Below are 24,594 nucleotides of genomic sequence, written 5' to 3'. Positions count from 1 at the left end.
TGCTGCTGGCAGCGGAATTCTCCGAATTTTTTGAGCAGCGCAAATTCCTTAGATGTGTTCCACTTCAGTCAGAATACTGTCCAATGCCGACAGGATCATGTCGACATCTTCGCTGTCGATGGTCAATGGAGGACGGATTTTCAGGATGTTGTTCTTGGGACCTTCACTGCCGATAAGAATGCGATGATCGCGCATCCGGTTTTGGACATAGCTACATATGTTACCGGCTTCTGATCCATCTGGGTTGATCAACTCCAGCCCTAAAAACAATCCCATGCCGCGTACATCTCCAACGCAGGCATATTTCGTTTCGAGTGCTGTTAATCCTGCGATCAGTTTCGCCCCCATACTCCGGGCATTCTCCTGCAATCCTTCGTCATCGACGATATCCAGCACCTCTTTGCCAATACGGCAGGATAGGGTCGAGCCGCCAAAGGTCGAAAAGAACTCGGGGCCCTGGGCAAAGCTGTCGGCTATTTCCTTGGTTGTGACAAGAACACCCAACGGGTGACCATTGCCGATGGGTTTTCCCAGAACAACGATGTCGGGCACTGCACCTTGGTGCTCAAACCCAAAGTAGTAGTCCCCTAGTCGTCCCAACCCGGTCTGCACTTCGTCGGCAATGCAAACGCCACCAGCGGCGCGGATCTTTTTGTAGACCGAAGCCAGATAACCCTGGGGCGGTATGATTTGACCCCCAACTGAAGGGAACGTTTCGGCGATGAAACCAGCCACACCATGTCCCCGCTCTTGCAGGGCTGCGATGGCTGGGTCGACCAGATCCGCAAACTTTTGCGCCCGGTTCGGGTCATCACGTTTGACGGACCCGCGATAGTCGTCGGCCACCTCGACCAGTTCCACCCAATCCACCTGACCAGTGCCGCCAGTTGCGTTGAATTTATAGGCTGAGATATCAATAACCCCGGTGGTATTGCCATGGTACCCGTGATCAGGCGTCACCATGCCCTTGGCCCCGGTGTGCGCCCGGGCCAGCCGTAGCGCCAACTCGTTTGCCTCGGTGCCGGAATTGACAAAGAAGCAGACCTCGAAGGGGTCGGGTAGTTTGGACAAGATCTTGTCTGCAAATGCGGTTTGTGCGGGATGCAGATAGCGGGTGTTTGAATTCATCCGCTTTAACTGATCCGCCGCGACCGCCTGAATGCGGGGATGGGCGTGTCCGACGTGGGGCACGTTGTTGTAGGCGTCCAGAAAGGGGCGTCCCCACTCATCAAACAAGTGATGTTTCCAGCCGCGCACCAGCATCACAGGATCACTATAGGTCAATGTTAGATTTCCACCAAAATGCGCCTTGCGACCTGCTAAAACGTCAGCCTTATCCGTGGGTTGATAAAGAATTTTTTCATCGGAAAGGTTGAGCAGGGCGGCAGGGTTCGGACAGATCGCGCGCCACAAATACATCTCATCCGGGTCACCAACGCCGGGCCAGTCGGCCTCTATCCCTTCGGTCGTCAAGGCCAGTTGGAAATGCACGTGCGGCGCCCAACCGCCGTTCTGGCCGGCGTTGCCAAGACGGCAGAACTCGGCCCCTTTTTCGATCACATCGCCGGGCTGCAACCGGTCGCAGCACTCGGGGTTCAAATGGCCATAGAGGGTATAGAATCCATCGCCTTCGGGGGTTTCATGACGCAGAATGATGACGCCGCCATAGTCCAGATGGTTGTCGCGGTTCTCGACCACAAACACTTCGCCCTGCAGTGGCGCAAAAAGCGGAGTGTCCGCAGGCGCGAACCCATCCACCGCCAGATGCACGGTACGCCGGTCGCTGGCCTTGTACGGGCCGTTGCGAAAGGCGGGTTCGGCGTAGATCAGCCGTGGTTCGTGGTAATAACCAAGCCACAGGCCCTCACCAAATTCCTCGCCCACGCGGGCGGCTTCGGACAGTGGCATATGGAACGGATCTTGTGGCCAGGTGGAATTTTCAACCGACAAAGACCCCATCGGAGCATCATTCAGGCCGACCCCCATCAGCGGTGCAAAATTGCCGCGCTGGGAATCCAAATAGGCCATCACTCGGTCTGCGCCATCAACAACCGGCAGGTCGCATGCGGCTTTTAAACGGGCGGTTAGCAGGCCAGCGTGGATAGATTGAGTTTCAAGAAACCGCCAGGCCGGTGCCTGCGAGATCACCACATAGGGATCATCAGGGGTATTTGCGGCCTCAAGTGTCGAGTTAACAATGCTGACAGCCAGTCGCGCCCGCAGCAGTGGCCACAGCAAATCAATCTCGGCAACGGACAGGGGATTGGCGGCTTGATACCCTGCCACCAATGCCGCCAGCGCGACCTCCGGGGTGGGATGGTCCAGCACGACATAGGCCGCCGCAATGGCCAAGTCACAGATCCTGGGCGCGCTGCACATGTCGCCAAGGTCAATCAGGCCAGACACCCGACGCGGTTCGCTTAATGTGCCACTGACCAGAATATTATAGTCATTGGCGTCATTGTGGATCGCCTGTCTTGGCAAATCAGCCAGTACAGATTCGATTTTGGCAAAGTCTTGGGCAATCTTGGCCAACAGGGTCCGGCGAGCAGAATCAGTGATGCACTCCAACTCTGGGGCAATCCAACTGGCTCGTACCAAGTCCCACTTGAAATCGCGTGCCAACCCCTTGTGCTGAAAGTCTTGCAGGGCCCTGTCTGTTCCTCCAAGCACCTGACCCAAATGCCGGATCAGGTCCTGCGGTTTAGGCATGACTTTGGCAAAACATTGCCCTGGCAATCTGTTCTGCAGCCAAACCAGACGCAGATTGCCATTGTCATCCGCCAGTTCCTGCATTGTGGAACCATCAAGCGCGTGAATGACACGTGGGCAGGGCAGGCCGGGCGCATGGGCGGCCAAATGATCCAGCGCTTTGATCTGCATATCAACCAGCCAGGTCTCGCAGCCGGGACGCATGGCTTTTAGAATGTAGCCTTGCCCATCGTCGCCCTGCGCCAGAAAGTTGAGATCATATTCACCATCAAGCCGCGCCAATGTGGCGGTGATGCCCCAGGATGCTTTCAGGACATTTGCCCAATGCTGTTCGCTCATTCATTCCCCCAAGTTCATTTTGTTATCGACCCTTAGGTCTGGTGCCGACCGAAACGCTTAGTCCAGCCAGCCCTTCAAATTCTCTTCGACAACAGAAGACAGCGCGGCAATATGGGCGTCATCGTCGTTCAGGCAGGGTATATAGGTGAAACTGTCACCCCCTGCGTGCTCAAAACTTTCGCGGATCTCTTCGTTGATCTCTTCCAGCGTTTCAATGCAATCCGCCGAGAATGCCGGTGCCACCACGGCGATGTTCTTTTTGCCCTGTTTGGCCAGGTCTGCAACATGGTCGACGGTATAAGGTTTTAGCCATTCCTCGGGGCCGAATTTCGACTGAAATGTCGTGACCAAATCGGTGCCAGCCCAGCCCAAGCGCTCTTGCAGCAGTCGCGTCGTTTTCTGGCATTGGCAATGATAGGGGTCGCCCTGTTGCAAATAACGTTCTGGCATGCCGTGGTACGAACAGACTAGTATATCAGGGCGTTTCGCCATCTTGGCATAGGCGGTCTCAATCGATCCGGCCAGCGCGCCGATGTAGTCGGGGTGATCGAAATAGGGTGCAACAGTCCGTGCAGCGGGTTGCCATGCCTCTTCCATCAAGGACTTAAAAAACTCATCATTGGCGGTGCCCGACGTGGCGCCGGCATATTGCGGGTACAGGGGCAAGAACAGGATCTTGGTACAGCCGGCATCGACCATCGCCCGCACTTTGGATTTGGTAGATGGGTTGCCGTAGCGCATGCAGAAATCAACCATCACCTGATCGCCATAGCGGGACGCCATAGCGGCGGCCATCTTGGTGGTTTGATCCTTAGTGATCGTCATCAACGGGCTTTCGCCCTTATCGTGGTTCCAGATCGATTTATACGCCGCACCGGAACTGAATGGCCGCTTGCTGAGGATGATCAGCTGTAGCAGGGGTTGCCACTTCCATTTTGGATAGTCGATCACCCGCTGATCTGACAGGAACTCGCTTAAGTAGCGGCGCATCGGCCAATAGGAATAATCATCCGGAGTGCCAAGATTGGCCAGCAAAATTCCAACCTTTCCGGCAGGAACATTTGGGTGATTAGCTGGGCGGGTTGCTTGTACTGTGGCGTCCGGCATGGTGGCGTCCTGTTGGGCTTGGATCTAGCGGATGAATAGGCATAACCGATTGCAGGTCAATCAGACAATTGCCCACGGTCGCTACTCGGTCAGTTTGGTTTCCGGTACTTTCAGCGCATCCGACAACCGTGATTGCGCAGATCCTGGGCGAAGTGGTTTTTGTTGAGTATCTGAAGGGGACCAGCCGGTCAGGCAGACGATTTCAAATGTGGCGGGCAGGCGGTTATTATCCGTCGCGAAATGTTGGTGATACAGATGCCCTGCCATCTCAAACAGTAACCGAGAGCTGGGGTGTTTTTGCCGTTGAGACATCGCGTTGGTCTCTCCCATGTCCCGCAGGTCGTGCATCAGATGAGGCAAGTCGCGGTATTCAGCAGTCAGCGGCACCAAATCAGCAACCGGCAGCGCCAGTCCTGCCCGCTGCAGCAACCCGCCGAGGTCGCGGATTTCGCCCATGGGGGCAACGCGGGGGGATAGCCCGCCGGTAATGGTCGTTTCTGCCTCGGCCAGGGTGCTGCGCAATTCATGCAACGTCTGACCGCCCAGCATCACGACCAGCAGCAACCCGTCTTCCTTCAGTGCGCGTCGACACTGGATAAGTTGGCCCACCGGGTCATTGGCCCAATGCAGGCACATCGCGTGCACCACAACGTCATGCGCAGCGGGTTCCAACTCTAGTACGTCATCGTCAGGAACTATTTTTGCGCCCGGCAGGCTATTTTGCCAAATCTCCGCAAAAGGAGTGACGATAGCTGGGGCGCTAAAGGTTCTGTTAACCATAGAAAGGCGATCTTCGACCTCATCCCGGGCTGTGTCGTGCAGGAACAGGGCGTTCTGTTTGCGGCGCGCCCGATGGGCGGTCAGGGCCGGACGGTCGAACAGGGCTGGCTGGGTGTTGGGGGCTTGCGTCATGGAGGCTGTTTAGGCCGATGCTGAAGCAGATACAAATGGCAGTTTCGCTGATCTATCCGCCACGATGTCTGGGCTGTGGTGGTCTGGTCGAAAGTGACTTTGGTCTATGCGGTGCTTGCTGGCGGGAAACACCGTTCATTGGCGGCACAGTCTGCGAAAGTTGCGGCGTGCCACTGCCGGGGCAGGCGGATGGGTTTCGACTGGATTGCGATGATTGCATGGCGCACCCGCGCGCCTGGAGCCAGGGACGTGCAGCGCTGTTGTATCGCGATCAGGCGCGGGCTTTGGTGTTGGCACTAAAACACGGGGATCGTGGTGACATCGCCAAACCTGCGGCCGCGTGGATGATCCGGGCTGCACGGCCGCTGTTGGAGAATAATCCAATCATTGTACCGGTGCCATTGCACTGGACTCGGCTATTGAAGCGCCGTTACAACCAGTCGGCCCTGCTGGCGATGCAACTGGCCAAACAATCGTTGCTTCAGTGCTGTGTTGATCTTCTCCACCGGTGCAAACGCACGGCGTCGTTAGATGGCAAAACACGTCATCAACGGTTCGAGGCGCTGGGCGACTCCATTGCTTTTAATCCCCGCCAATCGGCAAGAATGCAGGGACAGGTTATTGTGTTGGTTGATGATGTTATGACCTCGGGGGCGACGCTGACTGCCTGTACCGATGCCTGCCTGCGGGGCGGGGCCGCTGAGGTTCGGGTGGTGACGCTGGCACGGGTCACTAAACAGTGATCAAATGCCCATGTTTGCAGGCACCCCTCGCAATTGTTGCATTGAACCCCCAAATCCCCCACAACGTCGAAGCTGAATGAAATGGAGACCTCGATGAAATCGGTTGAAATATATACCTCGCCTTTGTGCGGTTTTTGCCATGCGGCCAAACGGCTGTTGACTCAAAAAGGTGTCACCTTTGCTGAGGTGAACGTACTGACGGACCCCGAGCGCAAGCCCGAGATGATCCAGCGCGCCAATGGCGGCCGCACGGTGCCGCAGATTTTCATCGGCGACACTCATGTGGGCGGTTGTGATGATCTGTTTGCCCTTGAACAGGCGGGTAAACTTGACCCGCTTCTGGCGGCCTAAAAGCGGAGACCTCATATGCGCGTGGCCCTGCTGCAGATGACATCAAGCGATGATCCAGGTGAAAACCTGGACATGGTTGAAACGATGTTGGCAAAGGCTGTAGCAGGGGGCGCTGAATTTGTTTTGACACCTGAGGTAACCAATTGCGTCAGCATCAGTCGAAAACATCAGCAGACGGTTCTGCATCACGAAGAAGACGATCCAACGCTGGCAGCCCTGCAAAACGCGGCGGCGCGGCATGGGGTTTGGGTGTTACTGGGGTCACTGGCGGTCAAGACGCATGACAGCGATGGGCGCTTCGCGAATCGGCAATTCCTGATCTCACCTCAGGGCGACGTCACAGCCAGATATGATAAAATCCACATGTTTGATGTGAACGTGACCCCAGAAGAAACCTTTCGCGAATCAGATGGATACCGGCCCGGTGACCGAGCTGTGCTGGCCGACACTTCGTTTGGCCGGATTGGCATGACCATTTGTTACGATGTTAGATTTGGCCATTTGCATCGCGCACTGGCCAAAGCCGGGGCAGAGATCCTGACTGCACCGGCAGCGTTTTCACCCGTAACCGGAGCCGCCCATTGGCATACGCTGTTGCGCGCACGCGCTATAGAAACCGGCTGTTATGTACTGGCTCCGGCGCAAACTGGAAAACACGCTGCCAGCACGGGGGGTCGTCGTCAGACCTATGGTCATTCTTTGGTTGTCGCCCCCTGGGGAGAAGTTTTGTCGGATGCTGGCACCGATCCCGGAGTGACCTACGTTGATCTGGACATGGAAAAAGTGGCAGAAGCACGCAAGCGTGTCCCTTCGCTGACACATGACCGAGACTTTGACGGACCCTAATGGAAGACAACAACTCTCTTGCGGTTTCGCTGTTTAGCGAAATTTTGATGGCTGACCAATTGGCCCGCTCGCGTCTGACCAAGGCGCTGCCAAAAGGTATGGAGCTTTCGCATTTCTCGGTGCTGAATCATTTGGCACGTGTTGGTCTGGAGCGTTCGCCGGCACAATTGGCCAAAGCATTTCACGTGACCCGCGGTGCGATGACCAACACGTTAAGCAAGTTAGAAGTGGCTGGTTATATACACATTCGCCCAGACTGGGACGATGCGCGGCGTAAAATGGTGGCGATCAGCCCGGCTGGCCGCCAGGCGCGTGATGCAGCGCTTGCGGGCATTGCGCCGATCATTTCCGAAGTGGTGAATGAGTTGGGTAGTGATCGTGTCCGCGCCACTTTGCCAATCCTGCGCGAGTTACGAAGCAAGCTTGAAAGCGATGTGTAAAAGGCCTTGTTAGCCGAGGAAGCGGGGAGCCTGCTCCCAGGCGCCCCGCTGTTCCGAATAGGCTCCGTGAGTGGAAATTTACCTATTGGAACGCAGTAGCATTCACTCGACCAAGGGCATTGCTGCCCAAACAACCCTCAGGGTTATCCTGGAGAGTTGGTATATCGATAGCATTCCCAACCTGCCCTAAACAAACGGTCAAAGGGACTGCTACCTATCCCAAAGTATAGGCAAGAAAGTTAATGCTTTATACTGGCGGTGACGTAATTGACGCTAAGATCACGATCACTGATGGACCAGCCCCAAGTGATTGGGTTAAAAAGAAAACCTTTTCGATCCACCGGGGACAAACCGGCTTGCGACAATAGATCAAACAACTCATCCGGGGTGATGAATTTTGACCACTCATGGGTACCGCGTGGCAACCAGCGCATAATCACTTCAGCACCTATAATGGCCATGGCAAAACTTTTTGCGTTGCGGTTGATTGTCGAACAGATTTGCAGCCCGCCGGGGCGCAACAGTTGCCGGGTTGCCGTCAGATAGGCCAGAGGATCAGCGACATGTTCCACGACTTCCATATTTAGGACCACGTCAAATTGCTCACCGGCTTCTGCCATGGCCTCGGCCGTGGTGTGGCGATAGTCGATGTCTAACCCAGATTGTTCAGCGTGAATGCGGGCCACCGGCAGGTTACCCCCAGCTGCATCAGCGCCTACGACGGTTGCACCCAGACGTGTCATGGGCTCGGACAGTAATCCGCCACCGCAGCCGATATCCAGCAAACGCAGCCCTGAAAATGGCTTTGGTTTGGTCAGATCACGGTCGAATTCGCCAGCGATCTGTTGTGTGATATAGTCCAGCCGACACGGGTTTAGCATGTGCAGCGGCTTAAACTTGCCATTGGGATCCCACCACTCTGCAGCCATCGCTTCAAATTTAGCGATCTCGGAAGGGTCTACCGTGGATTGAGGCGCTTGCATTCCTGTCTCCGTGTGTTCTTTTAGCTTGGACATTCTAAATCAGGTCAATAATGGACAAACTCCAGGATCAAAAGCGTGCAGTTCAATATCTTTATCCGCCGATCGAACCCTTCGATCAGCGGATGATCGATGTTGGGCAGGGGCATCGCATATATGTAGAGCAAAGCGGCAACCCGCAGGGGGTGCCTGTGGTGGTTTGCCACGGGGGGCCAGGTGGTGGCTCTAGCCCGGCCATGCGGCGATACTTTAACCCCGACATCTACCGGGTGATTCTATTTGACCAGCGTGGGTGCGGCCGCTCGCGACCTTATGCGTCCTGCGAAGATAACACGACCTGGCACCTGGTCGCGGACATGGAGCAGATTCGTCGTTTGCTTGAAATCGAGGATTGGATGGTCTTTGGCGGCAGTTGGGGTGCCACCCTGTCATTGATCTATGCGCAGGCACATCCGGGTCGGGTGCGCCATCTGATCCTGCGTGGCGTGTTTTTGATGACCCAAGCAGAACTGGACTGGTTCTACGGCGGCGGTGCTGGCAAATTTTGGCCAGAAACATGGGCAAGGTTTGTCTCGCTGATCCCCGAGAACGAACGTGGCGACATTATCCGTGCCTATCAGACGCGATTGTTTTCGGGGGATGTTTCCGAGGAAATTCGGTTTGGCAGGGCTTGGTCCGCCTGGGAAAATGCATTGGCTTCGATTCATTCAAACGGAAGATCGGGCGAAAGCCCGGGTGAGTACGCCCGCGCCTTTGCCCGGCTAGAGAACCACTATTTTGCCAATCATGGTTTCCTTGAAAGTGACGGGCAAATACTGGCGAATATGGGGCGGATATCGCATATCCCGGGTGTCATCGTACAGGGCCGGTATGATATGATCTGCCCACCCGTTATGGCCTGGCGCTTGAATGAGCTGTGGCCCGAGGGCAAGTTAAAGATGATTCAGCACGCTGGGCATGCACTGTCAGAGCCGGGAATCAGTGCTGAATTGGTGAAGGTGATGAATCGCATCGCAGAGGAGCAGTAGATGAGCCGAATTGACCGCCGCGCCCTGTTTGCTTCGGGTGCTGCCGCTGCATTGTTGGCGGCCACGGGCACATCGTTGTCGGCTGCGCCACTGCGAGGTGGGGCCCTGCGTCTGGCTGTTCCGCGCGATGGCAACTTGTTGGATTTGGTGGCACGGGGCGCCTTATATCACAGCCTGACTGAAATCTCGCCGGACGGAGTGTTGCGCGGTGAACTGGCAAGCCATTGGCATAGCAGTCAGGATGCCCGCATCTGGACCTTCGACTTGCGTTCTGGTGTACGATTCCACGATGGACAATTGATGGTGGCCAGCGATGTGATGGCCTCTTTGATGGCCCATAATTTGCCAGTTGGTGTCGAAATACTGGACTATTCCGTAGTGTCTGACCTGCAGCTGCGAATCGAACTCTCGGCGTCAAACCCTGATTTCCCGTATTTGCTGGCTGATTCGTCGTTGTTTATCGCCCGCGCTGGGCGCGTTGATGCTCCGTTAGGGCAGGTCAGTGGGACGGGCTGTTATCGGGTGGAGCAGTATCAAGAAAAACGTCATTTCCGCGCCTCGCGGGTTGTAGGTCATTTCAAGGATGGTCAGGCCGGCTGGGCCGATCAAATTGAGGTGATTGTAATCCCTGACGAAACTGTCCGTGCCGAAGCCCTGCGGGATGGCTATGTCGACATTTCTGCGCTGCCTGATCCCAATGGGCTGATAAAACGCGGAGATTTTCGCTACTTGCCGTCGCAACAGGATGTAGCGATAGCGACTCACTCTGGGGTTGGCGTGCCACGGGTGATCGGACGCCGGGCCGCATTGGACGATGGACGTATCGCCGAACGGTGGTGGCGGGTTTAAGTAACGGTTTTATTCTATCTTGGTTCACAGTATTTCGAACAAGTAGAAGTGAGGGCTTGCAGACTCAGCCTGTCCCGCCTATATCCCGTTTCAACAGCGGCGCGTCGGGCCTTGGGTACGAAGCACCATCGGGATGATCTGACGGGCCGCGCGCCCGTTTTTTTGTGCTTTAACGCATGTGATGGATCATGATGACAAACGACCTGATTGCCAAAGCAGCCATTGACCGCCGTATGGCCGAGATTATCACCCCGGTGATTGAGGATCTTGGCTATGAGCTGGTGCGTGTGCGGCTGATGTCCGGTAAGACCACTTCATTGCAGATCATGGCAGACAAACCAATTGGCGGCATTGAAGTCGACGACTGTGCTGTGATCTCAAATGCTGTAAGTGCCGTTTTGGATGTAGAAGATCCGATCCTGGACGCCTATGCTCTTGAGGTGTCGAGTCCTGGAATCGACCGGCCGCTGACGCGGTTAAAAGATTTCGCCATGTTCGAAGGCTATGAAGCCAAAATCGAAACGGGTGAGCTGATCGGGGGCCGCCGTCGCTTTAAGGGTGAACTGGCGGGCGTCGAAGGCGAAGAGGTGCTGATCAATATTGAAGAAGGCACCATCGGATTGCAGTTTGACTGGTTGACCGATGCTAAGCTGGTATTGACCGACGAGCTGATCAAAGAAATGCTGCGCCAGCGTAAAGATGCAGGCGCTTTGAACGAAGACGCATTCGACGAGATCGAGACCGAAGGGTCCGAAGAGGAGAAAGAATAATGGCAATCACCTCTGCTAACCAGCTGGAGCTCTTGCAGACCGCCGAAGCGGTGGCCCGCGAGAAGATGATCGACCCCAGCTTGGTTGTCGACGCGATGGAAGAAAGCCTGGCCCGAGCAGCCAAAAGCCGCTACGGCAGCGAAATGGACATCCGGGTCGCGATTGATCGCAAAACCGGTAAGGCCACTTTCACCCGTGTGCGCACTGTGGTCGAAGACGAAGAGCTGGAAAACTACCAGTCCGAATTCACCGTCGAGCAGGCCAAGCAATATATGGCTGAACCCGCAGTTGGCGACACTTTTGTCGAGGAAGTGCCCCCGGTTGAAATGGGCCGGATTGCGGCGCAGTCGGCCAAACAAGTGATCCTGCAGCGTGTGCGTGAAGCCGAGCGTGATCGTCAGTTCGAAGAATTCAAGGATCGCGCGGGCACCATTATCAATGGTCTGGTCAAACGCGAAGAATATGGCAACGTGATTGTTGACGTAGGCGCTGGCGAAGCCATCCTGCGTCGCAACGAGAAAATCGGCCGCGAAAGCTATCGCCCGAACGATCGTATCCGGTGTTTCATCAAAGATGTACGCCGTGAGCAGCGCGGACCGCAGATTTTCCTGTCGCGGACCGCTCCGGAATTCATGGCTGAACTGTTCAAGATGGAAGTTCCTGAAATCTATGACGGCATCATCGAGATCAAAGCTGTTGCACGTGATCCCGGATCGCGCGCCAAAATCGCTGTGATTTCTTATGACGGTTCGATTGATCCGGTTGGTGCTTGTGTTGGTATGCGTGGTTCGCGTGTACAGGCTGTGGTGAACGAACTGCAGGGTGAAAAGATCGACATCATCCCGTGGAACGAAGATCAGCCGACATTCCTGGTCAACGCGTTGCAACCAGCCGAGGTTTCCAAGGTTGTTCTGGACGAAGAAGCCGGCAAAATCGAAGTAGTGGTGCCAGAAGAGCAGCTGAGCCTGGCGATTGGTCGTCGTGGCCAGAACGTGCGCTTGGCGTCGCAGTTGACCGCGCTCGATATCGATATCATGACCGAAGAAGAAGAAAGCGCCCGTCGCCAGAAGGAATTTGAAGCCCGCACCGGGTTGTTCATGGCCGCACTGGATCTGGATGAGTTCTTTGCCCAACTTCTGGTTTCCGAAGGGTTCACCAATCTGGAAGAAGTCGCCTACGTCGAGTTGGAAGAACTGCTGGTCATCGACGGTGTTGATGAAAGCACTGCGTCTGAACTGCAGGCGCGTGCCCGTGACAATCTTGAGGCGCAAGCCAAGGCAGCCATCGACGCAGCCCGCGCTTTGGGTGTCGAAGACAGCCTGATCGAATTCGACGGTCTGACACCACAGATGGTCGAAGCACTGGCAAAAGACGGCGTGAAGACGCTGGAAGACTTTGCAACATGTGCCGATTGGGAGCTGGCCGGTGGTTGGACCACAGAAAACGGCGAGCGAATCAAAGACGACGGTATTCTCGAACCTTTCGAGATGCCGTTGGAAGAGGCACAAAAACTAGTAATGACCGCCCGCATTTTGCTGGGCTGGGTCGATCCCGCCGATTTGGAGACAGACGAGGAAGTTTCTGAAGACGCAGACGAACAACAGTCGGAGGCCGAGGCCTGATCTCAGGCCTCGAGTGATTGAACATGGGTGGCGGTAGCAACTCGACGGACCTGAAGAATGGTCCAGAACGCAAGTGTCTTGCCACGGGTGAGGTGCAGCCGAAACACGGATTGGTGCGGTTTGTCATCGGTCCGGATGGGCAGGTTGTTGCGGATATTATGGGTAAGCTGCCCGGTCGTGGGGTCTATGTGACCGCCGAGCGGGAAGCTCTTGAAATTGCGGTAAAGAAAAAACTCTTTTCCCGCGGTTTTAAAACCCAGGTGACAATGCCAGATGGGCTGGTTGATGAGGTGGAGCGACAGATTTTGCGCCGCCTGGTTGAGCTGCTTAGCCTGGCAAGGAAATCGGGGGCAGCGGTCGGTGGCTATGAAAAAGTCAAAGATTGGCTGTCCAAAGAAGAGGCCCAAGTGCTGATACAGGCAATTGATGGGTCTGGGCGTGGTAAGTCAAAACTAAGCACGCCGCACTTAGGTAGCTACATTGGTTGCCTGACTGCAGATGAGCTAGGCATGGCTTTTGGGCGTCAAACTGTGATACATGCGGCGCTTGCCTCTGGTGGACTCAGCAAACGTGTTGTAGAGGAAGCGCAGCGACTGCAGGGCATGCGTAAAACGGTGGGCGGCACGGGCCGCACAGAAGGATAAGTATCTTAATGAGCGATAGTGACGGCAAAAAGACTTTGGGTCTTCGTGGTGGGTCCCGGCCCGGGAACGTGAAACAGAGTTTCAGCCATGGTCGGACCAAGAATGTCGTAGTGGAAACCAAGCGCAAGCGCGTTGTGGTCCCTAAGCCGGGTGCTGGCCGTGATGGTTCCAGCGCCACGATTGTTGGGGATCCGTCGCGGCGGCCTGCTGGTATCACCGATAATGAAATGGCGCGCCGCATGAAGGCGCTCCAGATTGCGCGTGCACGTGAGGCGGAAGATGTCGCCAAACGCGCAGCCGAGGAAAAAGAACGCGAAGAAAGCCGCGCGCGTCGTCGTGCGGAGATGGAACAAAAAGAGCAAGAGCAACGCGAAGCTGAAGAGCGCGCCAAGGCTAAGATCGAAGAAGCAGAGCGCAAAAAGCGTGAAGCTGAAATTGCTGCCCAGCGTGCTGCGATTGTTCCCGATGAAAAGAAAGCTGCTCCTGCGGCGTCAGCGGCTGCTGCACGTCCAGCAATTTCCGGACGTCCTGCCCCAGCGGCTACCCCGCGTAAGGCCGACCGTGAGCGTGAACAGCGTCAAAACCGTGGCAAAGGCCAGGATGACAGCCGTCGTTCAGGCAAGCTGACATTGGGTCAGGCCACTGGTGGTGCCGGTAACCGTCACCGTTCCATGGCTTCGATGAAGCGCAAGCAAGAACGTGCCCGTCAAAAAGCCATGGGTACAGTCGAGCGTGAAAAGGTATTCCGCGAAGTTCAGCTGCCTGAGGCCATTGTGGTGTCGGAACTGGCTGTCCGGATGGCTGAACGCGTTGGTGATGTTGTTAAGTCCCTGATGAACATGGGTCTGATGGTTACTCAGAACCAGACTATCGATGCCGATACAGCGGAATTGATCATCGAGGAATTCGGCCACAAGATGGTTCGCGTTTCAGCCTCGGACGTTGAGGATGTGATCAACGAAGTCGACGACAAAGACGAAGATCTGAAGTCTCGGCCACCTGTTGTGACCATCATGGGTCACGTTGACCATGGTAAAACCTCGATCCTGGATGCGATCCGCAATGCGCGGGTTGTTGCAGGCGAGGCGGGTGGCATCACTCAGCACATCGGTGCCTATCAGGTAACAACCAAAGATGGCGCTTTGCTTAGCTTCCTGGATACTCCGGGTCACGCAGCCTTTACATCCATGCGCTCTCGTGGTGCGGATGTGACGGATATCGTGATCTTGGTTGTGGCGGCGGATGATGCGGTCATGCCGCAGACCATCGAAGCGATTAACCACGCCAAAGCTGCCAATGTGCCGATGATTGTTGCGATCAACAAAATCGACCGTCCTGGCGCGAACCCGACCAAAGTGCGCACCGATCTGTTGCAGCACGAAGTCATCGTGGAAGAAATGTCTGGTGAAGTTCAGGACGTAGAAGTCTCGGCGATCACTGGTCAGGGTCTGGACCAACTGCTTGAAGCCATTGCGCTGCAGGCAGAAATCCTGGAACTGAAAGCTAACCCCGATCGTGCCGCCCAAGGTGCAGTGATCGAGGCGCAGCTTGACGTTGGCCGCGGTCCGGTTGCGACGGTACTGGTTCAAAACGGTACTTTGCGCCAAGGCGATATCTTTGTTGTGGGTGAGCAGTACGGTAAAGTTCGTGCGTTGATCAACGACAAGGGCGAGCGGATCAAAGAAGCTGGTCCTTCGGTTCCTGTCGAAGTTCTGGGTCTGAACGGCACACCCGAAGCAGGCGACGTGTTGAACGTGACTGAAACCGAAGCTCAGGCACGTGAAATTGCCGAGTATCGGGCTCAGGCCGCGAAAGACAAACGCGCTGCTGCTGGTGCTGCGACCACTCTGGAACAGCTGATGGCCAAGGCTAAGGACGACGAAAACGTCTCTGAGCTGCCAATTCTGGTCAAAGCGGACGTGCAGGGTTCGGCCGAAGCAATTGGTCAGGCGATGGCCAAGATTGGCAACGACGAAGTCCGCGTGCGGGTTCTGCATTCGGGTGTTGGTGCGATCACCGAAACCGACATCGGCCTTGCCGAAGCTTCGGGTGCTCCGGTGTTTGGCTTTAACGTTCGTGCCAATACCTCGGCCCGTAACACTGCCAACCAAAAGGGCGTTGAGATCCGGTACTACTCGGTGATCTATGATCTGGTTGACGATGTTAAAGCTGCTGCTTCTGGCCTGCTAAGCAACGAGATCCGCGAGAACTTTATTGGTTACGCGAATATCAAAGAGGTGTTCAAGGTTACTGGCATCGGCAAAGTCGCTGGGTGTCTGGTTACCGAAGGTGTTGCACGCCGGTCGGCAGGTGTACGTTTGCTGCGCGATAACGTGGTTATCCACGAGGGCACACTGAAGACCTTGAAGCGCTTTAAGGATGAAGTGCCCGAGGTTCAGTCTGGACAGGAATGTGGTATGGCATTTGAAAATTACGACGATATTCGCCCCGACGATGTCATCGAAATCTTCGAACGCGAAGAGGTTACCCGGACACTTTCCTAACGGTCTCCTGACAAACAAATTCCGAAACCCCGGCCATGTGCCGGGGTTTTTTTATGTGTAGGACAAATAAAAAAAGACCGCCCAAAGGCAGCCTTTTCCAATTTGATCCGTGAGTGTGAAGCTTAACTTAGGCCGCAACTTTAACTGGGCGACCTTCGAATACCTGCTGGCCGACTTTCACGGCGATTCTGCCATCCGGAAGTGCGCGGACATATGTGCCCTGAACCGAAACACAGCTGCCCATAATGATAGTGCGAAGCATGTCATATCCTCCCCAAAGGAATTTCATTGATGGAGTTTAACCTTGGTTAACGTCAATTTGACACAAAAAAGATTAATAAATCGTTCATGAAGTTCATGAACGCCACAATTATACCTCAGATTGGCCTACCGGCAGGTGTGCAACGGCTTTGGGTAACACGCTCTAACCCGGGCATGTCTGAATTTATAACCAATCACGAAGTATCGGAATGAGCGGCACATCAGCGGCTGGCATTGGATAGTTGCGCAGATCGTTTGCCCGAACCCACTTCAGGGTCTGACCTTCCCGAGGTTGCGGAATTCCTTCCCACTTACGGCAGGCAAATAATGGCATCAACAGATGGAATTCGTCGTAACTATGGCTGGCAAATGTAAGTGGGGCCAAGCAAGACGACCAAGTATTGATCCCCAGTTCCTCTTCCAGTTCACGGATCAGAGCGTTCTCGGGGGTTTCACCGGCCTCTACTTTACCGCCAGGAAATTCCCATAGGCCGGCCATGGATTTCCCCGGCGGGCGCTGCGCCAGCAACACCCGGCCTTCGACGTCGATAAGGGCAACGGCAGAAACAAGCAGCGTTTTCAAGACCGGTAGTCCGCATTGATTTGGATATATCCGTGGGTCAGGTCACAAGTCCAAACAGTCGCGTGGCCAGCACCCAGACCCAGATCCACCTTGATGGTGATTTCGTCCTGTTTCATAAGAATGGCGGCGTCTTCTTCGCGATAGTCGGGCGAAACCCAGCCCTTCTCCGCCACAAGAACGTCGCCAAAGGAGATTGATAGAAGGTCCCGGTCGGCGGCAGCGCCGGATTTTCCGATAGCCATCACAATGCGGCCCCAGTTGGGGTCTTCACCAGCAATTGCGGTTTTAACCAGCGGAGAGTTGGCAATGGACAACCCATGAATTTTGGCATCAGAATCGGAAGCCGCACCAGTGACCTGAATTTCAACGAACTTCGTTGCGCCTTCACCGTCCCGGACCACCTGATGCGAAAGATCCAACATTACAGTTTCCAGCGCGGATGCGAACTGGGCATCATCAGTGGCATCCACGTTCGCGGCCCCTGTTGCGCAGAGCATAAGAGTGTCCGAGGTCGATGTATCGCTATCGACAGTGATGCAATTGAACGTTCGGTTGCAAATCGACGTCAGCAGGGCTTGCAGGGCCTGCTGCTCCACTTCGGCATCCGTAAAGATATAGACCAGCATAGTGGCCATATCTGGCGCGATCATGCCCGAGCCCTTGGCAATGCCGGCAATCGAAACGGTTTGACCGTCGATCTCCACCTGGGCTGACGCCCCTTTGGCGAAGGTATCAGTTGTCATGATGGCGTCAGCAGCATCATTTATCCGGGTGTCTGACAGACCATCTGCCAGTTCGCCCAATTTCACAACGATCCGATCGTGTGGTAATGGCTCGCCGATAACCCCGGTTGAGGCCGTAAAGACGCGGGCTTCGGGCACTCCGGTGGCTGTGGCGACAGCACTGGTAATTTGCGCGACCGAGGTTTGGCCGAAGTGGCCGGTAAAGGCATTGGAGTTACCTGAATTGACTAGGATGGCAGCACCATCCTGACTGTTGTCACCCAATTTCGCCTGACAATCACGCACAGGCGCCGATCGCGTCAACGATTGGGTAAAGGCCCCGGCGATGGTGGTCCCAGGCGCCATTAGTGCAAGCATGACATCAGTGCGGTTCTGGTATTTTACCCCAGCTGCAACCGAGGCAAAGCGGACTCCCTTAACAATTGGCAAGTCCGGAAAGCTGGCGGGTGCCAGTGGTGATCGCGTCAACGACTGCGCCATGGTCAGTTCCTTACAAGCTCGACATTCTGCAAAATGGTGGGATCAAGATCTTCGATCGCCGGACGTTCGATAGTTGCGGATGCTGTCAGCTCGCTGACACGCGCCTCGACGGCGTCGTTGCGAAGTTTGGTTGCCAGTTCTTCACGTACGGCCTCGAACTCGGGCGCTGCGGATTTGCGGCGTTCGTTTAGGATAATCACATGCCAGCCAAACTGTGTTTTTACCGGAGCCGAGATTTCACCTGATTTAAGGGTCAGCACAGCCGTTTCGAATTCCGGTACCATGCGGCCCTTGCTGAACCAGCCCAAGGATCCGCCGCTGGGACCAGAGGGGCCGGTTGACCGCTCTTTGGCTAGGGTAGAAAAGTCGGCGCCGGCGTCCAGTTCGGCCTTCACCGAAAGGGCATCCTCTTCGGTTTCCACAAGAATATGCGAGGCATTGAACTCGTCGCCACCATCACCGTCTGAATAGGCCGCTTCATAGGCTGCCAGAAGGTCTTCTTCGCTGGACGCTTTTTCCATCACTGATTCGATTACGTCAGCCGCCAGCAGTGACCGCTTTTCGTTCTCAAGAGACAGTTGAACATAATGCGGGATCTCACCATGCAGGGCTTGTTTCAACGCAGTCTGCTGGATCAATTGGTCCAATATCGCATTGTACAATACATCGGCGGGCAACTGCTGGTACTGGGCAGGCAGAACGGCACGTGACAGGATCATATGGCCGATAGTGATCTCTTCACCGTTCACAATGGCAACAACTGTATTGGCATGTGGTGCAGCTGTGGCGGGCAGGGGCAGGGCTAGCAAGGCAGCCAAAACCACGCGGGGCAAAAAAGTGAGACCTTTACGCATTCGATTCTTCCTATTTTGTTGCCGCAAACGGGCATAGCGTTGACACTGTATATCCTGCCGCTTACATCGCTTAGTGGCCCGTGGCAGGACCGTCATTCACATCCGTGTCTATGGGTTGTGAGCTGGACGGGCAACCCTGCCAGATATTAGGGGCCAAGACAGGATCGTTGGAGAGCAAATGCTGGGTATCGGAACAATCGCCAAAAAGGTTTTCGGGACACCGAATGACCGCAAGATAAAGGCGACAAGGCCGCTGATCGCAAAGATCAACGCGCTTGAACCCGAGTTCGAAAAACTCAGTGACGACGGGCTGAAGGAAAAAACCAACGAGCTGCGCCAACGCGCGCTGGATGGCACCTCGCTTGACGAACTGCTGCCCGAGGCCTTTGCCAACGTACGCGAAGCCGCCAAGCGGGCATTGGGGTTGCGGGCCTTTGACACCCAGCTGATGGGCGGCACCTTTCTGCATCAGGGCTGTATTTCTGAAATGAAAACCGGCGAGGGTAAAACCCTTGTGGCGACATTCCCTGCCTATCTGAACGCGCTGACTGGCAAGGGCGTGCATGTGGTTACGGTGAACGAATACCTGGCCAAGCGGGATTCCGAGTGGATGGGCAAAGTATTTGCACACCTCGGTATGACGACAGGCGTGATCTGGTCCAACATGCCTGAGGCCGAAAAGAAAGCCGCTTACGAATCCGATATCACCTATGCCACCAACAACGAGCTGGGTTTTGACTATCTGCGCGACAACATGAAGTCTGATCTGGATCAGCTGTTCCAGAAATATCATAACTTTGCGATCGTGGACGAAGTTGACAGTATCCTGATCGACGAGGCGCGGACACCGCTGATCATCTCCGGTCCAGCCGAAGACCGCTCAGAGCTATATTCTACCGTTGATAAGGTGATTCCACTGCTCAGCGATGACCATTTCGATCTGGATGAGAAAACCCGTGGTGTAACCTTTACCGACGATGGCAACGAGTACCTGGAGCAGCTGCTGACAGAGCGCGAGTTGCTGACTGAAGGTGCCACGCTGTATGATCCGGAAAGCACATCGGTGGTGCATCACGTCAACCAGGCGCTGCGCGCGCACAAACTGTTCCAGCGCGACAAAGATTATATTGTCCGTGATGGTGATGTGGTTCTGATCGATGAATTCACTGGCCGCATGATGCCAGGGCGCCGTCTGTCTGATGGCTTGCATCAGGCGATCGAAGCCAAGGAAGAGGTGACCATTCAGCCCGAGAACACCACTCTGGCGTCGGTGACATTCCAGAACTATTTCCGCCTGTATGACAAATTGTCCGGCATGACCGGCACCGCCTTGACCGAGGCCGAGGAATTTTCCGAGATCTACGGGTTGGGTGTGGTCGAAGTGCCCACCAACAAGCCAATTGCGCGGGTGGACGAAGACGACCGCGTTTATCGCACGGCAGCCGAAAAATACACGGCGATGATCGACGAAGCAAAAGTCGCACATGCCAAGGGCCAGCCGGTTCTGTTGGGGACCACCTCAATCGAGAAATCCGAACTGCTGAGCCAGATGCTGGAAAAGGAAGGCGTTAAACATAACGTTCTGAACGCACGCCAGCACGAAAAAGAAGCGCAGATCGTTGCGGATGCCGGCCGGTTTGGCACGGTGACCATTGCGACCAACATGGCCGGCCGGGGCACCGATATTCAGCTGGGCGGTAACGTCGAGATGAAGGTTCTGGAGGTGCTGGAACAAAACCCTGACGCCGATCCGGTCGTGTTGCGCGCCCAAGAAGAGGCACGGCACACAGAGGAAAAGCAAAAGGTGATCGACGCGGGTGGTTTGATCGTAATGGCCTCTGAGCGCCACGAGAGCCGCCGGATCGACAACCAGCTGCGGGGTCGCTCGGGTCGTCAGGGCGATCCTGGCCTGACCCGGTTCTACCTTAGCCTCGAAGATGACCTGATGAGAATCTTTGGCTCGGAACGGTTGGACAAGCTGCTGACCACATTGGGCATGAAAGAGGGCGAAGCGATCATTCACCCTTGGGTGAATAAATCGCTGGAGCGCGCGCAGGCCAAAGTTGAAGGGCGTAATTTTGACCAGCGTAAGAACGTACTGAAATTTGATGACGTGATGAACGATCAGCGCAAGGTGATCTTTGGTCAGCGCCGCGAGATCATGTCAGCAGCGGATCTGTCTGATATCGTCAGTGACATGCGTCACGAGGTGATCGACGACCTGCTCGATACCTACATGCCGCCCAAAACCTATGCTGATCAGTGGGATACCGAAGGTCTGAAACAGCAGGCAGTTGAAAAGCTGGGTATTGACGTGCCTTTGGTTGACTGGGCCGCCGAGGAAGGCGTGGATGACGAGGAAATCCGCGAGCGCCTGATCAAGGAAAGCGACGAGCTGATGGCCAAAAAGGCTGTCGCCTTTGGTCCCGAGAACATGCGCAACATCGAAAAGCAGATCCTGTTGCAGGCGATCGATGCAAAGTGGCGCGAGCATCTGTTGACGCTCGAACATCTGCGCTCGGTTGTTGGGTTCCGGGGCTACGCTCAGCGTGACCCGTTGAACGAGTATAAGAATGAAAGCTTCCAACTGTTCGAAAGCATGCTGGACAGCCTGCGCGAAACGGTTAGTCAGCAACTCAGCCACATTCGCCCGATGAGCGAAGAAGAGCAGCAGAAGATGTTGCAAGAGATGGCCGCGCGCCAAGCTGCGCTGCAGGGCGCCGCAAAGGTGCCGGGACAGGCAGTCGCAGGCGACGCCGCGCCAGGGTTCGTTGAGGACGATCCAACCACCTGGGGCGCACCGTCACGCAACGACAAATGTCCCTGTGGCTCGGGAGAGAAGTTCAAGCATTGCCACGGTCGTTTGGCCTAAGCAAACGGTCTAGGTTGACCTTGAAGCAGCGCCCCCGAATCTTGAGGTTCAAAGGGCGCTGTTTTGTTTTGGAACGATAAAATTTAGGTTGAGCAGACTGTGCCCGGTGGCTGTTGTACCGGTCCGAACAGGCTGCTTGTTTGATCTCCATACCTGCTAAATAGCGTTCAAACTAAGTTATATTAAGGATATTTGCCAGATTCTCACCCGGCTGCGGCCACAAACTAGCCGTCTTTCCGTGTCACTTTTTGTTAACTTATTTGGTGAGGTAAGTGGCGATGTTAGACAAACGTATGATGGCTTTGAGTGGGGTGACCCTGGTTTCGGCATTGGGAATTGGCTTCTCTATGCAGTACACTGAAGCAACCCGAGACAGTCAATCAACAGCCCTGCCGGTGGTCGAAGAGGCCCAGGCAGAATTGGTATTGCGCGATATCCGGCTGACATCGACGGTCAATATTAAAGCCCCTGATCCGGTCAATCGCGATAAGTTGCCTGAAATGGCCTCTTCAGGGCAGGCCGATTGTGCCATCTCAGCGCAAGCTAGCCCTGAACCAAATGCCAATGTTGCCCTGACTTTTTCTGCTCCGTGTAACAGCAGTGAGCGGGTTACCGTTCACCATTCGGGCCTGATGTTCACCGCAACCACGGACGGTGAAGGCAAATTGGACCTTCAGGTTCCGGCTCTGGTTGAACATGCGGTCTATATTATCGAGCTTGAGTCTGGTTCTGGTGCCGTGGCGACCACCAAGGTCAACGATCTGGACGAGATCGACCGCGTTGCGCTGCAGTGGACTGGCAGCAGCGGGTTTGAAATTCATGCTCGTGAATTTGGTGCCGATTACGGCCAGGGTGGTCACGTCTGGTCTGGCGCGGATGACATTGGACGGGCCAGCCAGGTCCAGCGCTTTGGGGATCCGCAGCAGCTGTTGCCTCGCATGGTCGAGGTCTACAGTTTTGCCCGCAGCATGACCGATACTAACGGAACGGTCGCTTTAAGTATCGAAGCAGAAGTTTCGTCGAATAACTGCGGCCGTGAAATTTCGGCGCAAACTCTGGAAATCCGCGGCGGTTTTGGACTGCGAACACGTGATTTGGTTTTGTCCATGCCCAATTGTAATGCGATTGGCGACTTTCTGGTGTTGAATAATCTTGTAGAAGACCTGAAAATCGCAGCCAATTGATTTGCGGTTCACTAGGGTTTCTTTATGGCATGGTATCGTGCGGCGGTTAGCGCCGCACTCTTTCTTTTTAGCTCCGCTCTGTCAGCCTCGGCGCAGGACGTAACGCTTTCGTCACCGGATGGTACGGTTGAGATCACTGGCAACCTGCTTGGGTTCGACGGGCAGTTTTACCGTGTTGATACCCAATTCGGTGAACTGACAGTGGACGGCTCGGGCGTGAACTGCGAAGGGCCTGGGTGCCCAAATCTGGCAAATTTCATTGCAGAGCTGACATTGTCCGGTTCGTCGACCATGGCCGAGGTTCTGTTGCCAGCCCTGATCGAAGGTTTCGCCCTAAGGAATGATTACCAAACGCGCAGGAACAGCCTGCAAAATGGAAACTTTGAATATCTGTTGTTGCGGGGCGGCTCTACTCCGGTTGCGCGGTTTACATTTTTGATCAGTAGCACCGACGAAGGCTTTGCCGATCTATTGGCGAACGAGGCAGATGTGGTCATGGCCTTGCGTGAAATCAGACCAGAGGAGCGCCGATTGGCGCGGGATGCTGGCCTGGGAGACATGACCGGCTCAAACCGCAGTCGGGTGTTAGCCTTGGATGCGATGGTTCCTGTCGTGGCACCTGGCAATCCAGTGACCAGCATTTCGGTGCCGGAATTGGCCAAGGTATTTGCCGGAAATATTGTAAATTGGCAGGAACTTGGCGGCCCCAACGCCCCGATTTCATTGCACCTCCCTGTGGCGGGATCTGGCCTGGCGCAGGCGGTCGAGGACCGGCTTCTTGCCCCAGCCAAGCTACCGTTGTCCCAAGACCTGCGACGCCATGATCGCAGTAGCGGATTGGCGCGCGCGGTGACGACGGATCCGTTTGCCATTGGGATTGCCAGCTTCGCGGAAACGGGCACGGCTCGGATGCTGACGTTGACCGGATCCTGTGGGTTCGCACTGGCGGCGGGCCGTCGCGCCATCAAAACCGAGGACTACCCGCTGACCGCCCCGATGTTCCTATATTTGCCTGCACGACGTCTGCCCAAAGTTGCGCGTGATTTTCTGAGCTATGCTCGGGGGCCGGCAGCACAGGTTGTGATTCGTCGTGTTGGATTTGTCGACCAAGCTCCGGAATATATTCCGGTAAACGCTCAGGGGCGGCGGTTGGCCAATGCTATAGAGGCCGCGGGAGAGGAAATCGACCTGTCTGAGTTGCAGCGTTTGGTCGCGTTGATGGGTGATATGCAGCGGCTAACCACGTCTTTTCGGTTTGAAACTGGGTCTACGCGTCCCGACGCACAGTCACGCGCCAATATAACTCAGCTGGCGCGGGCAATGGAAGCTGGGGTGTATGACACCAAAAGGCTAATATTCGTCGGTTTTTCTGACGGCGAAGGGGCAGCAGCGGGCAATCGCAAGATAGCGATGAAGCGTGCAGAGACCGTACGGGATGCGGTTGTCGAGGCAGCCCAAACAGCAAATTTTGATCACATGCAAATTGAAGTGGAGGCCTTTGGTGAGGCCCTGCCGATGGCCTGCGATGACAGTGACTGGGGACGGCAAGTGAACCGCCGGGTCGAAGTTTGGCTACATTGAACCGTCTGCGGAGGTAAGGATATCAGATTGATAGCCCTTTATCCCAATGCCTCCCGCCCGTCGTCGGTAATCTTCGATCCCCTCCTCCCGTTGGGCGTGGCGCCGCGCTTGCGCGGCGCCACGCCCAACGCCGCAAGTGGTATCGGCGACAGCCGATGCTGCGCGCGGGGGCGGGAGTATTTCGGCATG

The 24,594-nt window shown here is 55.5% G+C and carries 21 protein-coding genes; 13 read left to right on the top strand and 8 right to left on the bottom strand.

Annotation, left to right across the window (positions count from 1 at the left end; genetic code table 11):
* Window positions 1-48 precede the first annotated feature (48 nt).
* The 3 genes from EBB79_RS20220 to EBB79_RS20210 form a co-directional block, all read right to left on the bottom strand.
* Window positions 49-3,051, bottom strand: coding sequence for an aminotransferase class III-fold pyridoxal phosphate-dependent enzyme (locus EBB79_RS20220; protein ID WP_127750616.1), 3,003 nt, complete (start codon window positions 3,049-3,051; stop codon window positions 49-51).
* 57 nt (window positions 3,052-3,108) lie between these two features.
* Window positions 3,109-4,158 (bottom strand): ferrochelatase, encoded by a 1,050-nt coding sequence (hemH, locus tag EBB79_RS20215; protein WP_127750615.1) that lies wholly within the window; start codon window positions 4,156-4,158, stop codon window positions 3,109-3,111.
* An 81-nt stretch (window positions 4,159-4,239) separates the two neighbouring features.
* Window positions 4,240-5,070, bottom strand: a complete 831-nt coding sequence (locus EBB79_RS20210) for a methyltransferase domain-containing protein (protein ID WP_127750614.1) — start codon at window positions 5,068-5,070, stop codon at window positions 4,240-4,242.
* 17 nt (window positions 5,071-5,087) lie between these two features.
* Here EBB79_RS20210 and EBB79_RS20205 point away from each other — a divergent pair, with 17 nt between their 5' ends.
* From EBB79_RS20205 to EBB79_RS20190, 4 genes are all read left to right on the top strand, one after another.
* A complete protein-coding gene (locus EBB79_RS20205; RefSeq protein ID WP_127750613.1) occupies window positions 5,088-5,813 on the top strand; it encodes a ComF family protein in 726 nt (241 codons plus the stop codon).
* Between the two features lie 93 nt (window positions 5,814-5,906).
* Window positions 5,907-6,164: a glutaredoxin 3 gene (grxC, locus tag EBB79_RS20200; RefSeq protein ID WP_127750612.1), complete on the top strand. Its 258-nt coding sequence runs from the start codon at window positions 5,907-5,909 to the stop codon at window positions 6,162-6,164.
* Window positions 6,165-6,179: 15 nt separating this feature from the next.
* Complete coding sequence (locus EBB79_RS20195; RefSeq protein WP_127750611.1) at window positions 6,180-7,010, top strand: carbon-nitrogen hydrolase family protein; 831 nt, start codon at window positions 6,180-6,182, stop codon at window positions 7,008-7,010.
* The gene (locus tag EBB79_RS20190) at window positions 7,010-7,450 is read left to right on the top strand and encodes a MarR family winged helix-turn-helix transcriptional regulator (protein ID WP_127750610.1); all 441 of its coding nucleotides are present in this window, start codon (window positions 7,010-7,012) and stop codon (window positions 7,448-7,450) included. The genes EBB79_RS20195 and EBB79_RS20190 overlap by 1 nt, the downstream gene beginning before the upstream one ends.
* A gap of 239 nt (window positions 7,451-7,689) precedes the next feature.
* On the opposite strand, the gene ubiG is transcribed toward EBB79_RS20190, so the two are convergent.
* Entirely contained in the window at window positions 7,690-8,433 is a 744-nt protein-coding gene (gene ubiG / locus EBB79_RS20185) for a bifunctional 2-polyprenyl-6-hydroxyphenol methylase/3-demethylubiquinol 3-O-methyltransferase UbiG (protein WP_127750609.1), read from the bottom strand.
* 50 nt (window positions 8,434-8,483) lie between these two features.
* On the opposite strand from ubiG, the gene pip reads away from it, so the two are divergent.
* The 6 genes from pip (at window position 8,484) to infB (ending at window position 15,847) form a co-directional block, all read left to right on the top strand.
* On the top strand, window positions 8,484-9,458 hold the full coding sequence (pip, locus tag EBB79_RS20180) for a prolyl aminopeptidase (protein WP_127750608.1): 975 nt from the start codon (window positions 8,484-8,486) through the stop codon (window positions 9,456-9,458).
* A complete protein-coding gene (locus EBB79_RS20175; RefSeq protein WP_127750607.1) occupies window positions 9,459-10,307 on the top strand; it encodes an ABC transporter substrate-binding protein in 849 nt (282 codons plus the stop codon).
* Between the two features lie 191 nt (window positions 10,308-10,498).
* A complete protein-coding gene (rimP, locus tag EBB79_RS20170) occupies window positions 10,499-11,077 on the top strand; it encodes a ribosome maturation factor RimP (protein WP_127751077.1) in 579 nt (192 codons plus the stop codon).
* Complete coding sequence (gene nusA, locus EBB79_RS20165; RefSeq protein ID WP_127750606.1) at window positions 11,077-12,699, top strand: transcription termination factor NusA; 1,623 nt, start codon at window positions 11,077-11,079, stop codon at window positions 12,697-12,699. Before rimP ends, nusA begins: the two co-directional genes overlap by 1 nt.
* A gap of 23 nt (window positions 12,700-12,722) precedes the next feature.
* Window positions 12,723-13,343 carry an RNA-binding protein gene (locus EBB79_RS20160; protein ID WP_127750605.1) on the top strand — a complete coding sequence of 207 codons (621 nt, stop codon included), beginning with the start codon at window positions 12,723-12,725 and terminating at the stop codon, window positions 13,341-13,343.
* A gap of 8 nt (window positions 13,344-13,351) precedes the next feature.
* A complete protein-coding gene (gene infB, locus EBB79_RS20155) occupies window positions 13,352-15,847 on the top strand; it encodes a translation initiation factor IF-2 (protein WP_127750604.1) in 2,496 nt (831 codons plus the stop codon).
* A gap of 127 nt (window positions 15,848-15,974) precedes the next feature.
* Here the strand turns inward: infB and EBB79_RS25285 are convergent, their stop codons facing one another.
* From EBB79_RS25285 to EBB79_RS20140, 4 genes are all read right to left on the bottom strand, one after another.
* Window positions 15,975-16,109, bottom strand: a complete 135-nt coding sequence (locus tag EBB79_RS25285; protein WP_274594820.1) for a hypothetical protein — start codon at window positions 16,107-16,109, stop codon at window positions 15,975-15,977.
* Between the two features lie 183 nt (window positions 16,110-16,292).
* The gene (gene mutT, locus EBB79_RS20150; protein ID WP_127750603.1) at window positions 16,293-16,691 is read right to left on the bottom strand and encodes an 8-oxo-dGTP diphosphatase MutT; all 399 of its coding nucleotides are present in this window, start codon (window positions 16,689-16,691) and stop codon (window positions 16,293-16,295) included.
* A complete protein-coding gene (gene argJ / locus EBB79_RS20145; RefSeq protein ID WP_127750602.1) occupies window positions 16,688-17,914 on the bottom strand; it encodes a bifunctional glutamate N-acetyltransferase/amino-acid acetyltransferase ArgJ in 1,227 nt (408 codons plus the stop codon). Before argJ ends, mutT begins: the two co-directional genes overlap by 4 nt.
* Window positions 17,915-17,916: 2 nt before the next feature.
* Window positions 17,917-18,768 (bottom strand): peptidylprolyl isomerase, encoded by an 852-nt coding sequence (locus EBB79_RS20140; protein WP_127750601.1) that lies wholly within the window; start codon window positions 18,766-18,768, stop codon window positions 17,917-17,919.
* Window positions 18,769-18,946: 178 nt separating this feature from the next.
* On the opposite strand from EBB79_RS20140, the gene secA reads away from it, so the two are divergent.
* The 3 genes from secA (at window position 18,947) to EBB79_RS20125 (ending at window position 24,405) form a co-directional block, all read left to right on the top strand.
* Window positions 18,947-21,640, top strand: coding sequence for a preprotein translocase subunit SecA (secA, locus tag EBB79_RS20135; RefSeq protein WP_127750600.1), 2,694 nt, complete (start codon window positions 18,947-18,949; stop codon window positions 21,638-21,640).
* A 278-nt stretch (window positions 21,641-21,918) separates the two neighbouring features.
* Window positions 21,919-22,824, top strand: coding sequence for a hypothetical protein (locus EBB79_RS20130; RefSeq protein WP_127750599.1), 906 nt, complete (start codon window positions 21,919-21,921; stop codon window positions 22,822-22,824).
* Between the two features lie 24 nt (window positions 22,825-22,848).
* The gene (locus tag EBB79_RS20125) at window positions 22,849-24,405 is read left to right on the top strand and encodes a substrate-binding domain-containing protein (RefSeq protein WP_127750598.1); all 1,557 of its coding nucleotides are present in this window, start codon (window positions 22,849-22,851) and stop codon (window positions 24,403-24,405) included.
* The last annotated feature ends 189 nt before the right edge of the window (window positions 24,406-24,594 follow it).

Source organism: Parasedimentitalea marina, assembly GCF_004006175.1.
GTDB classification, from domain to species: domain Bacteria; phylum Pseudomonadota; class Alphaproteobacteria; order Rhodobacterales; family Rhodobacteraceae; genus Parasedimentitalea; species Parasedimentitalea marina.
This window is presented reverse-complemented; position numbering and strand designations above follow the sequence as displayed.

Bases quoted from the DNA above. Each gene is read 5' to 3' on its own strand.
- EBB79_RS20195 (WP_127750611.1), top strand. From the start codon at position 6,180: ATGCGCGTGGCCCTGCTGCAGATGACATCAAGCGATGATCCAGGTGAA.
- ubiG (WP_127750609.1), bottom strand. From the start codon at position 8,433: ATGCAAGCGCCTCAATCCACGGTAGACCCTTCCGAGATCGCTAAATTT.
- rimP (WP_127751077.1), top strand. From the start codon at position 10,499: ATGACAAACGACCTGATTGCCAAAGCAGCCATTGACCGCCGTATGGCC.
- EBB79_RS20175 (WP_127750607.1), top strand. From the start codon at position 9,459: ATGAGCCGAATTGACCGCCGCGCCCTGTTTGCTTCGGGTGCTGCCGCT.
- EBB79_RS20210 (WP_127750614.1), bottom strand. From the start codon at position 5,070: ATGACGCAAGCCCCCAACACCCAGCCAGCCCTGTTCGACCGTCCGGCC.
- EBB79_RS25285 (WP_274594820.1), bottom strand. From the start codon at position 16,109: ATGCTTCGCACTATCATTATGGGCAGCTGTGTTTCGGTTCAGGGCACA.
- nusA (WP_127750606.1), top strand. From the start codon at position 11,077: ATGGCAATCACCTCTGCTAACCAGCTGGAGCTCTTGCAGACCGCCGAA.
- grxC (WP_127750612.1), top strand. From the start codon at position 5,907: ATGAAATCGGTTGAAATATATACCTCGCCTTTGTGCGGTTTTTGCCAT.
- EBB79_RS20190 (WP_127750610.1), top strand. From the start codon at position 7,010: ATGGAAGACAACAACTCTCTTGCGGTTTCGCTGTTTAGCGAAATTTTG.
- infB (WP_127750604.1), top strand. From the start codon at position 13,352: ATGAGCGATAGTGACGGCAAAAAGACTTTGGGTCTTCGTGGTGGGTCC.
- EBB79_RS20125 (WP_127750598.1), top strand. From the start codon at position 22,849: ATGGCATGGTATCGTGCGGCGGTTAGCGCCGCACTCTTTCTTTTTAGC.
- hemH (WP_127750615.1), bottom strand. From the start codon at position 4,158: ATGCCGGACGCCACAGTACAAGCAACCCGCCCAGCTAATCACCCAAAT.
- argJ (WP_127750602.1), bottom strand. From the start codon at position 17,914: ATGGCGCAGTCGTTGACGCGATCACCACTGGCACCCGCCAGCTTTCCG.
- EBB79_RS20140 (WP_127750601.1), bottom strand. From the start codon at position 18,768: ATGCGTAAAGGTCTCACTTTTTTGCCCCGCGTGGTTTTGGCTGCCTTG.
- EBB79_RS20160 (WP_127750605.1), top strand. From the start codon at position 12,723: ATGGGTGGCGGTAGCAACTCGACGGACCTGAAGAATGGTCCAGAACGC.
- secA (WP_127750600.1), top strand. From the start codon at position 18,947: ATGCTGGGTATCGGAACAATCGCCAAAAAGGTTTTCGGGACACCGAAT.
- EBB79_RS20205 (WP_127750613.1), top strand. From the start codon at position 5,088: ATGCTGAAGCAGATACAAATGGCAGTTTCGCTGATCTATCCGCCACGA.
- pip (WP_127750608.1), top strand. From the start codon at position 8,484: ATGGACAAACTCCAGGATCAAAAGCGTGCAGTTCAATATCTTTATCCG.
- EBB79_RS20220 (WP_127750616.1), bottom strand. From the start codon at position 3,051: ATGAGCGAACAGCATTGGGCAAATGTCCTGAAAGCATCCTGGGGCATC.
- EBB79_RS20130 (WP_127750599.1), top strand. From the start codon at position 21,919: ATGTTAGACAAACGTATGATGGCTTTGAGTGGGGTGACCCTGGTTTCG.